We start from the raw sequence: 12,732 nt of genomic DNA on the forward strand, positions 1-12,732 counted from the left end.
CGTCCAGATTCCCGGAAAAAACGTGCAAGTTGATCAAAGAGAGCAGCAAGGAGGGAAATTCACTGTGGACGAAAACAAACAAACCTTGTCGGAATATTTTAAGAGCAAAAAAATCAGAACGATATCGGAATATTTTAAGAGCCTCGAATGGAACGGCAAAACGATTTACGCCGACACCGAAGAAAACCTCAGGTTCGAGATAGAACGTCGTAAAAAAGCGAGGGAACGATTCGAGAAAGAAAAGGAAGCAGAGAAATAATCGGTACGAGAATTTTCAGCAGGCGAGGATTGTTTTCAATCATTGAATCCGAAGAAAATGAGGTTCTTCGACGGTTCTTGACAGAAGTGAACGTATTTTGAGAAAAACGCCGCGATGAAATGGAAAAAGGCCGACATCGCCCTTATTGTTTCTTGAGCAAAACAGCAATGAGGAGGTTGCGATGTCGGTTATTCTTTGCAATACACAGCTGATTCCCAGATTTCAACAGCAATCGGTCAAATAAAAAAAGACTTTATGAAACATCGGATTGCGAATGCTCATAAAGTCATCATTTGTAAATGGCGGAGAGAGAGGGATTCGAACCCTCGGTACCTTGCGGTACACCACATTTCCAATGTGGCGCCTTCGACCACTCAACCATCTCTCCGGTTCAGCGCTATTCAATATAACGCCGTTTTGCGTTTTTGCAAGCCGGTATCACCGGAATATGCGGAAAATCACGCCTTTTTCCCGGTTGCCTCCCCGAGATACAACGCACGGTAACGCACGAAATAGGCCGCACCGGACCCCACCGTCACCAGCACGATCCCGCACAAATAGGCGATCCACACATACCAGAGCCGGATCGCAAACCACTTCTCCTGCCGCAAATCGAACTCCCAGACCCACGACGCACCCGCGATCGCCAGCATCATCATCTGCAGCGCCGTCTTGATCTTCCCCCAGCGGTCCGCCGAAATCACCACCTGCTTCTTCGCCGCCAGCGTCCGCAGACCCGTCACCATGAATTCCCGGCAGAGCACCGCGATCGCGATCCACGCCGGCATCAGACGGCACTCCACCGCAATCAGCATCGTCGCCGTCACGAAAATCTTGTCCGCCAGCGGATCCATCAGCGCCCCGAAATCCGTCACCTGATTCCACCGCCGCGCAAGATACCCGTCCAGCAGATCCGTCGCCGCCGCAATGATCGCCAGAATGTACGCCCCGAGACGCACCCCGAAACGCAGCGACTCCGACGTAATCACCAGACGATCCGCCACCGACGCAAGCACCACGAAGATCAGAATGAAAATGATCCGGCTGATCGTCAGCAGATTCGGAAGATTCATCTGTTTCATGCCATGAAGTTCCTTTCCTTTCGATTCAAATCAAAGCAGTTCCGCACTGTATCCGTAACTGTCCGCATCCGTGATCCGGACCCGGCAGAATGTCCCCGGTTTTCTCCGCCCCGCGCGTTCGAGCACGATCCGGTTGTCGATCTCCGGCGCATCCATCATCGCGCGGCCGATCGCGCGGCCGTGATCGACTTCATCGATCAACATGCGGACTTCCCGACCGATCCAGCTCCGGTTCGCTCTCTTCATGATCCGCTTCTGGAGCGCCATGAGCTTCTTCGCGCGCGCTTCGGCAACCTCAAGCGGGACCTGATCCGCCATCTCCGCCGCAGGCGTCCGCGGCTCAGGCGAATACGGGAATACCCCGCAGCGTTCAAACTTCTGCTCTTTCACGAATTCCACGAGCTCCTCGAACTCCTCTTCCGTCTCACCGGGGAATCCTGTGATGAAAGTCGTCCGGATCGTCAAATCCGGTATCCGTTCACGCAATTCCGCAAGCAGAGCAACCGTTTCGGCTTTCGTCACATGACGCCGCATCGCCGTTAAAATACGGTCGTTGATGTGCTGCAGCGGAATGTCGAGATACGGCAGAACTTTCGTATCGGTCCGCGCCATGAAGTCGATGAACTTCCTCGTGTAGTGCGCCGGATGGGTGTAGAGCAGCCGGATCACGAAATCTCCCGGAATCGTGTTCAATTCCTCGAGCAGTCCAGCGATCTCCTCCCCCTCCCCCGGGCGGTCGGCGCCGAACGCCGTGATGTCCTGCGCAATGACGAGCAGCTCGCGCACACCGCCGGCAACCAGATTCTTCGCCTCCTCCACGACCGATGCGATGCTGCGGCTGCGCAGCGCACCGCGAATCCCCGGAATCGCACAGTAACTGCAGCGGTTGTTGCAGCCGTCGGCGATTTTGAGGTAAGCCATGTGCGGCACGGTCAGCAGCAGCCGCGGCGAGGTGTGGTCATAGAGCCAGACCGGCTCGCTCCGCCGCGGATCGGGTTCGGCTTTCCTGTCGAGCAGCGCCGCGATCGCGGCGAGATCGTTCACCCCGGTCCAGAGATCGACCTCCGGATACCGTTTCGGAAACTCCCCGGGTTTGTCCCATTCAGGCAGACAGCCCGCGACGACCACGCGCCGGCCGGGGCGCTCCGCTTTCCAGCCGAGCGCCTCCTCGATCGCCTCGACCGCCTCGGCACGCGCGGCGGGGATGAAAGCGCAGCTGTTGATGAGATAAAGATCCGCCTCCTCCGGGTCGAACGCGAGCAGATATCCCGCCGTAAGCAGACTCCCCGCGATGACTTCCGTATCGACCAGATTCTTCGAGCATCCGAGGCTGACCAGATAGACGGCAGAGCCCGACGGAGGCGTTTGTTCAAGTTTCTTCTTCATGATTTTGCCGGATTCCTGACGTTCACCTGACTCCAGATCGTCTCCACCCCCTGCCGGTCGGGAGCGATCACCACAAACCCTTTCTGCCGCCAGCGGCCGGGACCGGGGTCGAGCAGAAAGTTGCCGCCGGCGACCACGTCACACCCGAGTTCTCGACCGTCCTCGTAACGCGCCTCGAACCCCGCGAGTTTCAGCAACGGCAGCCCGCCGGCGAGATCCCACAATTTGCAATGCTGAATCGACCCGTATACGCCGCCGCGCAGCAGCGCGCCGTAGACCGCGACGCAGGCCGACCAGACAAACATCTGATTCGGGAATCGGAACTCCCAGTTGCGCGCCGCGCTCTGCGCCACGCAGATCGGGGCGGCCGGAGTGTAAACAGCTTTGTGCGGGATGAACGGTTCGACCACGGGATTCCCGCCAGTCACCCCGCGCGCATGAAAAATCGTGCCCCGGCAGCTCAGAAACGCCTCGTCGCGCGGCGGCAGACAGATGGCCCCCTCCTCGAGGACGCCGTTGCGCATGAATCCGACCGAGATTCCCCAGAGCGGAACGCCCGCGGCATACGGAGCGGTGCCGTCGACAGGGTCCAACACAAAACATTCGCCCTCGAGCGCAGACTTGATGTACTCCTCATCGCGCTGTTCGATACTCTCCTCGCCGATCAGGAAACTCCCGTTGCCGGGGCGGTCGAGCCGCGCGGCGAACAGCGCTTCGATCTCGCGGTCGGCGCGGGTGACAGCCGTGTGGTCGCTCTTGATTCCGACCTCCGGATTCTCCTGGAAACGGAGCGCCACCGCACCCGCCTCCCGGAACAGCTCCAGCAGCAGATCGATCTTCCAGCGATTCATATGTCTCCATGACTTCGGGCCGCATGCTTCGCCGGAAACCGGCACCGGGCGGAAGTCAGGCCTGTTTTTTTCTTCATTTCTTCTTCCGGCGATTTGTTTTTTCGCATGCGGCGTGCATTATTATATTATGATTACTATACGGCGAAACGGCGTTTTTTTCAAGCGCCGGGGTCGGAATTCAACTGAAATGTAACGCATTTCGGGCAAATCCGGAGTGCGGAATCAATCCGGGGTGTTTTTATGTTGAAACTTGCGGCAATATTTGGCGATAACGCGGTACTGCAACGGGACCGCGCAATTCCCGTCTGGGGCTGGTGCGCGCCGTACCGCCGGGTGCGCGCGACGCTCGGCACCGTGAAGTGTGAAACCCGTTCCGGCGCGGACGGGAAGTTTCTGTTCCGTTTTCCGCCGATGCAGCCGGCACGGAATCTCGAACTCAAAGTATTCGAGCCCGAGAGCGGCGAGAGCGTCGTCGCGGGAAATCTTGCGGTCGGTGAAGTGTGGCTCGCCTCCGGACAGTCGAATATGGAGTTTCTCACAACCGCGCTGGCCGACGGCGGCGCGGCGCTGCGGGAAGAGGCCGAAGCGGGACGTCTCGACCGGGTCCGCATGCTGACTGTCCGCCGCAACGCGCTTCTCACGCCGGAACAGGATGTGGATGCGCAGTGGCAGATTGCAAGCGCCGCGACGGTGGACGGCTGGAGTGCCGTCGCACTCTACTTTGCGCGCACCCTCGCCGAGAAGCTCAACGTAACCGTGGGAATCCTCTCGTCGAGCTGGGGCGGAACGATCGCGGAGGCGTGGACCAGCCGCGAAACGCTCGTGCGCAACCCGGACATCGCCCCGGATCTGGAGCAGTATGAACGCAGCATCAACCGTCCCGAATACTGGGAGCAGCTCCTGCCGGAACTGCTGCAGATCCCGACCGTCCAGCTGGAGCCGATCCAGTTCGACAAACTTCCTCCCGAACCACCGAACAGCGGCGTCGAACAGGGGTGGGCGCAAACCTCGTTCGACGACTCCGGCTGGGAACGCGCGGTCATGCCCGCCCAGTGGAAGGCGTTCGGAATCCATACCAACGGAACCGTCTGGTTCCGCCGCCGGGTTGAGATTCCGGAGGAGTGGGCCGGGCGCGATCTGACGCTTTCGCTCGGCGGGGTGGACAAGCACGACATCACCTATTTCGACGGCGTCGAGGTCGGACGGACCGGCACCGGATACGAGACCATACACTGGAACGTCTGCCGCGTCTACCGCATTCCGGGCAAACTCGTGAAACCGGGAATCCGGACGCTCGCCGTGCGCGACTATTCGTTCGTCTACGACGGCGGGTTGAACGGGCCGGCCGAAAAGATGACGCTGTGCCCGGCCGATGCGCCGCGCGACTTCATCCCGCTCTCCGGCGAGTGGCGTTTTCACATTGAGACCGATCTCGGACCGGCTCAGCCGCTGTCGACGGCTCCGGGACTCGGAAATCCGAACTCGTACTCGATCCTCTTCGACAGCATGATCCGTCCCCTGATCCCGACGGCGCTGCGGGGCGTCATCTGGTATCAGGGAGAATCGAACCAGATGCGCGCAAATCAGTATGAACGGCTCATGCGCGATTTGATCACGGACTGGAGATTTCACTTCAGCCAGGGGGAGATTCCGTTTCTGCAGGTGGTTCTCGCCGGCTATCGTTCCGTGACGGACTACGACCCCGACGCGAACTGGCCGCTCATCCGCGAGGCGCAGGTCCGGGCGGCGGAGGCGACCGGGAATCTCGTCGCCTCGGCGGTGGACGCGGGCGACGTGGAGGATATCCATCCGAAAGACAAGGAGACCGTCGGCCGACGACTCGCCGCCGCGGCGCTTGCGCAGATTTACGGCAGCGGGGAAGAGGGATCCGGTCCGCTGTTCCGATCCGTCACGCGGTCGGGAAATGCGCTGCTCGTCTCGTTCGACCACGCCGACGGGCTGAACGCGCGGGGCGGGAACGTGCTCGGCTTCCGGATCGCGGGCAGTGACGGGGAGTTCCACCCGGCCGAGGCGGTCATCGCCGGCGACAAGGTCGCGGTGTCGAGTCCGGAGGTCTCTGAGCCGGTCGCGGTCCGCTATGCGTGGTCGGACAATCCGGCCATGGCGAATCTTTACAACGCGGCGGGCTTTCCGGCCCTCCCGTTCCGCTCCGATCCGGAAGCCGAGTAAACGCTTCCGACGCGGGAAATCTGCCCGTCGATCGACAAAGACACGGCCGCCCCCGCCGACTCCCGGCCCGGGCGGCGGATCGAACGAACCGGGATTCATGCTTCCAAAAAAAAGCATATTTTTCCCGTATTCCGGAAAAAAATCTAAAAAAACTCCGCTTTTTCATTCATTTTTCATCCGGGAATTTGACTTTTCGGCAAAATGGTGTATACTTGAGACATCCGCCCAAACGGAACAGATGAAAAACCGTAAAAACCGGTCAGCAATCAAACAAAAAAGGAGAATTGCAGGATGGAACACAAGAAGGAAATTTTCGCGGACGGCATCGGTCAGATTCACTTCGCCGGCGGCATGGTCCGTTTTGATTTTGTCACGCTGCAGCCGAACGAGGACGGCTCGGCTCCGACTCCGGTGGTCAACGAGCGCATCATCATGCCGCCGCAGGGTTTCCTCGGCGCGTTCAACTCGATGCAGCAGCTCATCGACAAGCTGCTCGAAGCGGGCGTGCTTCAGAAGAACGAGCAGGCGAAGTAAGCCTTTCGGCCATCTGCGGCCCTCCGGTTTTCCGGGGGGCTTTTTCGTTTTCGGTGGGAGAAAAAGAAAAGTTCAGCGGACGGAAAACTCGCAGCCGCAGAAGTTCTGCAGATAGAATCCGTACTCCCTTGCGAGTTCACGACTCCGCTTGAATCCGTCTTTCTTTTTGAAGTCCCACGGCTCGAAGTGTTCGTAACGGCCGCCGACCTCAAAGATCACGCGGCTCGGCTTGTGGGGACTCACGGTGAGGGTCGTCGCGAAATGCGCGCCGAGCCGGGCGGCGCGCTCCGCCGTGCGGCCGAGCGACCAGCCGAAACAGAGCGGGCAGCGCAATCCGCGCTCGGGCTCCGCCTCGTAACCGGCGATCGACTGTTCCCAGTCCGCATGGCGATAGGGGTCGACTTCGAGTTTGAGGTCGAAAATCCCGGCGAGCTGTTCGACCGACGCGAGCCGCCGCTCAAACTCCTCACCGGTTGCGATGTTGCTGTTCGAGTAGTAGAGCCGGATCTCCCGCCCCGTCTCGAGCAGACGCTCCACGCAGCCCGCAGCGCACGGAGCGCAGCAGACATGCAGAAGCAGCGGGGTGTTTTCCAAATTTGTCATAACCATATTTTACAGCCGGAAAGCATTTTTTTCAATTGAAAAAAAGGGCATTCCGGGATATTTTATATCATGCTCAGTTTCATTGTCCGCAGAACATTTTATTCCGTGCTGATCCTGCTGGGCGTGGTATTCCTGACTTTCGTGCTGTTTCACGTTGCCGCAGGAGACCCCGCCGCCGCAGTGCTCGGCAAAAACGCCCGCGCCGACGAGATCGACGCACTGCGGCGCGACCTCGGAGCGGATCTGCCGCTCTTCTACGGACGCCGCTGCAAGACTGAGGCGTTCGCCTCCTACCGGGCGGGAGAACCGCTGCGCCCCGGCGTCACGGCGGTGAAACTCGAAAAGGTCGAGCCGCCGTTCAACGGAACCTATCTGCGCTTTGAACGGCAGTTTCCGATCCCGCGTTACGGTTGCCGCGTCGTGAAAAACGGCGAAACACACTATTTCGAGGACGACAACCCCTCGCCGATCTTCTTCGCAGAGGGGATCGAGGAGATTGAGTTCTACCGGCTGCAGGAGTCGCCGTGGAACTCGCAATTTCTGCGGGCACTCGGCGAGATCGTGAGCTTCCAGCGGGAGTTCCCGTACATCCGCGTCCTCAACTTCGGCAAGACGATCACCACGCGCGAACCGATCTCGAACATTCTGATCCGCGGAGTGTGGCCGTCGCTCTGCCTCATGATTCCGGTGTTTCTCGGAGAACTTGTGATCGGACTCGCGCTCGCGCTCGTGGCGGCGGCATTCAAGGATACGATCATCGACCGTGCGCTCGTGCTCATTTCGGTGGCGGGGATGAGTGTCTCGTATCTCGTGGTCATCATCTTCGCGCAATGGTTTCTCGGATACTACTACGACCTCTTCCCGGTCTGGGGGTACGAGGGGTTCAGCTATCTCTGTCTGCCGATCCTGGTCGGAATCCTCTGCGGCATCGGCGGCAACGTCAGATTCTACCGCACGGTCTTCGTAAACGAACTGCGGCGCGAATATCTGCGTACCGCGGCGGCGAAGGGAGTTTCCCCGTTCCAGATCTACGGCAAACATCTGCTGCGCAACGCGGCACTTCAGATCATCACCCGGGCGAGCGCGTCGCTGCCGTTTCTCTTCACGGGGAGTCTGCTGCTGGAGTCGTTCTTCGGCATCCCGGGGCTCGGCTTCACGGGGGTCGACGCGCTCTACAACTCCGACCTGCAGCTGCTCAAGGCGCTGGTCATCACGAGCGCGCTCTTGTTCGTCATCATGAATCTGCTCGCCGACCTTGCTTACGCCTGGGCCGATCCGCGCATCCGACTGGAGTGAAGTGGTCATGGAATCCGCGCTTAACGACGTCCCCTTTGCGAAGCGGCTCAGGCTGCTCTTCTGGAATTTCTTCAAGATCGCACTCTTCGTGGTCGGCGGCGGCTATGCGATCATCCTCGCGGCCGAGGAGATTTTCGTGCGCAAACTTCACTGGCTCAAGGACGGGGAACTGCTCGAGATGCTGACCGTCATCCAGGCGATTCCGGGACTCACGGCCGGCAACGCCGCGATCTACGTCGGGTATCGGACGGCCGGACAGTGGGGAGCGCTCATCGCGCTCGTGGCGGTCGCCCTCCCCTCATATCTCATCATCTGCCTCGTAGCGGTCGGATTCGGGGTGATTCCGATGGAAAATCTCTATGTGCAGGGGGCGTTCATCGGCGTGCGCACCGCGCTTTCGGCGCTGACGATCGTCGCGATCATCCGGCTCTGGCCGAAAGTCATCACCGGAAAATATTCGCTGGCAGCGGCGCTCTTCACGATCGAAGCGGTCTACTTTTACGGGACCAATCCGGCGATCATGCTCGGAGCGGGAATCGCAGTCGGACTCATCTGCGGCATCCGGACGCAGCTGCGGCAGAATCGGGCCGCACGCGCCGGAAACGCCGAGAGCGGCATGGCCGAACTGCTCACGCTGTTCCTGCTCTTCTGCTGGTTCGGACTGCTCTGTTTCGGCGGGGGCAGTGCGCTCATGCCGCTCTACATCCAGGAGCTCGTCGACGCGAGGCACTGGCTCACGCTGCATGAATTGAGCGACTTCGCCGCGATCTCGCAGGTGACGCCTGGGCCGATCGGGGTGAATCTCGCGACGTTCCTCGGTTTCCGGCGGGGGGGATATTTCGGAGCGCTCATCTGCACGATCGGGCTGCTGCTGCCGAGCTACATTCTCATGCAGATCGCGCTGCGTTCGCTCGCGCGCTGGGAGCAGAGTCCGATCGTGCGCGGCATCATGGCGGGGATCGGCCCGGTGACGGTCGGGCTCATGGCGGCGACCACGCTCATCTATCTCGAGCTGTCGCTTTTCACCAGCCAGCTGCCGTGGGGATATCTGGCCGAACTCGCGACCGGGCACTTGATGGCTTATGACGGTCCGTTCCGGCTCTGTTACGGATCGGTACCGGTCTTTCTGCTCTCGGGCTGGGCGCTTTACAAGAGCAAATGCAGCATCATGACCGCGATCTTCTGTTCGGCCGCGCTGGGGGCATTGCTGTGCCGAATTTGAAAGAATTTTACGGACGGAACATTGATTTTTGCGGAAGTTGCCATATAGTTTAGAGAATAATACGGAGTGATTTCAAAATATGAGCAGAGAAAAGAAAGCATCCGGCGTTCCTTTGCCGAATCCCGAATTGCTGGCCCCGGCGGGGAGTCCCGCCTGCGCCCTCGCGGCGTTCGAGGCGGGCGCGGATGCGATCTACGCCGGACTGGCGAAATTCAATGCGCGCGAACGCGGCGAAAACTTCACGCCGGAACGCATGGCGCAGATCATCGAGTACGCCCATAAACTCGGCCGCAAGGTCTACCTCACGCTGAATACGCTCGTGAAAGAGTCCGAGCTCCCGGAGGTGGCCGAGACGCTCGCGCTGCTCGAGGAGATCGGGCCGGACGCGCTGCTCGTGCAGGATCTCGGAATCATCCGCATGGCGCGGGAATATTTCCCGAAACTCGTGCTGCACGCCTCGACTCAAATGGGATTTCACAACTCCGCCGGTCTGGAAATTGCGGAGAAACTCGGCGTAAGCCGCGTGGTCCTCGAACGGCAGATGACGCTCGAGGAGATCGCCGCGGTACGGAAATCGACGAAGCTCGAGCTTGAAGTGTTCGTTCATGGTGCGCTCTGCGTCTCGCTCTCCGGAGCGTGTCTTTTTTCATCGTATCTCGGCGGTTACAGCGGCAACCGCGGCAAATGCAAGCAGCCGTGCCGACGCCGTTATTTCGGAAAGAACGGCAATGGATTTTTCTTTTCGCCCCAGGATCTCTGCACGATCGAACTGATTCCGAAGCTGCGTGAACTCGGCATCGAATCGCTGAAGATCGAGGGGCGGCTCAAGCAGCCGGATTATGTGAGACAGACGGTCGGTGCCTACCGCATGCTGCTCGATGCGCCGGAAGAGGAGTTCCGGAGCCGCCTCGGCGAAGCGCGGAACATGCTTTCCCGGGGATGCGGCCGCAAGTGGTCGCTCGGATTCTACACGAAAGAGTCCTCCGACACGCTCGTCTCGCACGATTCGCTCGGCGCAGCGGGGCTGCTGTGCGGAAATGTGAACGAACTGCGCGAAAACGGCTTTGGATTCACGACCACGAAGCGGCTCTTTCTCGGCGACCGGCTTCGCGTGCAGCCGCAATCCGGCGACGAGGGACCGGCGCTGACGGTCACGAAGATGTTCGTCGACGGCAAACCCGCGCGCAAGGCGCTGCCGGGTCAACAGCTGGTCATCCCGTGCGACAAACCGGTTGCGCCGGGCGGACTCGTGTTCAAGATCGGCGAGAGTTTCCCCGATTACACGAAAGAGCTCGCCGCGCTGCCGCCGCCGCGCGAAAAACTCGATGTCGACCTCAAACTCAGCGCCGACCGGATCACGGTGGAAGTCCGGAACGCACCGTTCGCACGATGGGAGAGACCCCTTTCGCTCGCTGCGGCCTCCTCGCACCCGGTCACGGCGGAGACGCTGGAAAAGGAGTTTGCCGCAGCCGACTCCAAAACTTTTGCGCTCGGAAGCTTCCGCTGCGAGATCGATGGGAATTACTTCTTCCCGGCCGCGGAACTCAAAGCGCTCCGGCGCGAATTCTGGAACGAAGTCAAACAGAATCTCGCACCCGGGAGCTGTTTCCGGGACTCGGCGGTCGGGCTGGAAAAATTCCGACGCGCCTATCTCGAACTTGCGCCTTATCGGGCGCTGCCGGAGCATCTGCGCGAAACCGTGGCGGTCAAGCCGAACGGCGCGGAACCGGGCAGCCGCAAAGCGCTCCGTGCCTGCAGCGTCTACGACGTCGGCAAACTCACGGACGAAGCGATTCTGCCGGAGTTCTGCCCGGAGGGGAAACTCGAATCCGTGCGCCGGGCGATCCGCAACGCACGGAATGCCGGTATCCGGAGATTCCGGGTCACGTCACTCTATGCGCTGGCGCTGCTCGAAGAGCACGGGGAACTCGAGATCATTGCCTCTCCGCCGCTGCCGGTCTGCAATTCGATGGCGGCGCTGGAGCTCACCCGTTTCGGGGTAACCCGGGTGACGGCCCATCTCGAGCTCGAAAAGAGTGACGTCGAGGCATTGCGGGACAAATCGGTTCTGCCGGTGGAACTCTACCGTTACGGGCGACCGGTGCTGCTCGTCACGCGGGCCAGGATTCCGGCGGAGGGGGAGATCCGCGACGCGCGCGGCAACGGCTTCTGCATCCGGTATGACCGGCGCGACGGACTGACCCGGCTTTATCCGAAGAAGATTCATTCGATCCCGCGGCTGCCCGGGGTCTATGATTATTACGACTTACAAAACGCTCACTGGAACAGTCAGGAGACCGGAACGTTCAATTTCGATTCCGGATGGTTCTGATTGAGAGCATCTGCCAGGAAAGAGGAGAACATGGCGACACCGATCGAAAAACTCGCAATCGTCGAATTTGAACTGAATCGGATCATCCGCGGCAAGGCCGATGTGATCCGCCATTTGCTGACCACGTTCGTGGCCGGCGGAAACGTGCTGCTTGACGATGTTCCTGGAGTAGGGAAAACCACGCTGGCCAAAGCACTTGCACGTCTTGTGGATGCGAAATTCAGCCGAATTCAGTTCACGCCGGACCTGCTGCCGGCGGACATCACCGGAACGTCGATCTACAATCCGGGCACGGGAAAATTCCAGTTCCGGCCGGGACCGGTGTTCACGAATATTCTGCTCGCGGACGAAATCAACCGGGCGTCGCCGCGCACTCAGTCGGCGCTGCTCGAGTGCATGTGCGAGCATCAGGTTTCGCCGGACGGCACCACCCGGCTTCTGGAGGCGCCGTTCATGGTCATTGCGACCCAGAATCCGATCGAGTATCAGGGGACTTATCCGCTGCCGGAGGCGCAGCTCGACCGTTTTGCGATGCGGCTGTCGCTCGGATATCCCGACGAAGAGGCCGAACGCGAGATGCTCTACGACCGCCGCCACATCGACCCGCTCGATTCCCTGAAACCCGAAATCAGCTGCGAAGAGGTGCTGGCTTTGCAGGCCGACATGAAGAAAGTCGGCATGGAGGCGTCGGTCTCTGCCTATCTGCTTGCGATTGTCCAGTCGACCCGGCGCGATGCGCGGCTCACGCTCGGAGCGAGTCCGCGCGCCGCAATCCGTCTGGCCGACTGTTCCCGGGCACTGGCGCTGATCTCCGGACGCGAATTCGTCCTGCCGGATGACGTCCGCGAACTGGCGCCGCTCGTGCTTTCTCACCGCATCGTCGTCGATGCGAAAACCCGCTACGCCGGAGTCTCGGCGCAGGAAATCATTGCGGAAACCATTCAGAACACGAAAATTCCGCTTTAAACGAGGATCTT

General features: G+C 60.2%; 11 protein-coding genes and 1 tRNA gene. 7 read left to right on the top strand and 5 right to left on the bottom strand.

What is annotated here, in order from left to right; genetic code table 11:
- Positions 1-22 precede the first annotated feature (22 nt).
- Positions 23-259, top strand: coding sequence for a hypothetical protein (locus tag Q0J85_RS04550; RefSeq protein ID WP_294478616.1), 237 nt, complete (start codon positions 23-25; stop codon positions 257-259).
- 300 nt (positions 260-559) lie between these two features.
- Here Q0J85_RS04550 and Q0J85_RS04555 read toward each other — a convergent pair.
- The 4 genes from Q0J85_RS04555 to Q0J85_RS04570 form a co-directional block, all read right to left on the bottom strand.
- Positions 560-647: transfer RNA gene (locus Q0J85_RS04555), tRNA-Ser, on the bottom strand.
- Positions 648-717: 70 nt separating this feature from the next.
- A complete protein-coding gene (pgsA, locus tag Q0J85_RS04560; RefSeq protein ID WP_294478618.1) occupies positions 718-1,341 on the bottom strand; it encodes a CDP-diacylglycerol--glycerol-3-phosphate 3-phosphatidyltransferase in 624 nt (207 codons plus the stop codon).
- Between the two features lie 30 nt (positions 1,342-1,371).
- A complete protein-coding gene (gene rimO / locus Q0J85_RS04565) occupies positions 1,372-2,727 on the bottom strand; it encodes a 30S ribosomal protein S12 methylthiotransferase RimO (protein WP_294478620.1) in 1,356 nt (451 codons plus the stop codon).
- Positions 2,724-3,578 (bottom strand): inositol monophosphatase family protein, encoded by an 855-nt coding sequence (locus Q0J85_RS04570; protein ID WP_294478624.1) that lies wholly within the window; start codon positions 3,576-3,578, stop codon positions 2,724-2,726. The genes rimO and Q0J85_RS04570 overlap by 4 nt, the downstream gene beginning before the upstream one ends.
- Positions 3,579-3,818: 240 nt before the next feature.
- On the opposite strand from Q0J85_RS04570, the gene Q0J85_RS04575 reads away from it, so the two are divergent.
- A complete protein-coding gene (locus tag Q0J85_RS04575; RefSeq protein ID WP_294478627.1) occupies positions 3,819-5,768 on the top strand; it encodes a sialate O-acetylesterase in 1,950 nt (649 codons plus the stop codon).
- Between the two features lie 291 nt (positions 5,769-6,059).
- Complete coding sequence (locus Q0J85_RS04580; RefSeq protein WP_294478629.1) at positions 6,060-6,302, top strand: hypothetical protein; 243 nt, start codon at positions 6,060-6,062, stop codon at positions 6,300-6,302.
- A gap of 72 nt (positions 6,303-6,374) precedes the next feature.
- On the opposite strand, the gene Q0J85_RS04585 is transcribed toward Q0J85_RS04580, so the two are convergent.
- Entirely contained in the window at positions 6,375-6,905 is a 531-nt protein-coding gene (locus tag Q0J85_RS04585) for an epoxyqueuosine reductase QueH (RefSeq protein ID WP_294478632.1), read from the bottom strand.
- A gap of 69 nt (positions 6,906-6,974) precedes the next feature.
- Between Q0J85_RS04585 and Q0J85_RS04590 the strand changes: the two genes are divergently transcribed.
- From Q0J85_RS04590 to Q0J85_RS04605, 4 genes are all read left to right on the top strand, one after another.
- The gene (locus Q0J85_RS04590) at positions 6,975-8,201 is read left to right on the top strand and encodes an ABC transporter permease (protein WP_294478633.1); all 1,227 of its coding nucleotides are present in this window, start codon (positions 6,975-6,977) and stop codon (positions 8,199-8,201) included.
- A 7-nt stretch (positions 8,202-8,208) separates the two neighbouring features.
- Entirely contained in the window at positions 8,209-9,423 is a 1,215-nt protein-coding gene (locus Q0J85_RS04595; RefSeq protein ID WP_294478634.1) for a chromate transporter, read from the top strand.
- Between the two features lie 79 nt (positions 9,424-9,502).
- A complete protein-coding gene (locus Q0J85_RS04600) occupies positions 9,503-11,755 on the top strand; it encodes a U32 family peptidase (RefSeq protein ID WP_294478635.1) in 2,253 nt (750 codons plus the stop codon).
- 30 nt (positions 11,756-11,785) lie between these two features.
- Positions 11,786-12,721 (top strand): MoxR family ATPase, encoded by a 936-nt coding sequence (locus Q0J85_RS04605; RefSeq protein ID WP_294478637.1) that lies wholly within the window; start codon positions 11,786-11,788, stop codon positions 12,719-12,721.
- The last annotated feature ends 11 nt before the right edge of the window (positions 12,722-12,732 follow it).

This window comes from uncultured Victivallis sp. (assembly GCA_944389935.1).
In the GTDB taxonomy this organism is placed as follows: Bacteria; Verrucomicrobiota; Lentisphaeria; order Victivallales; family Victivallaceae; genus Victivallis.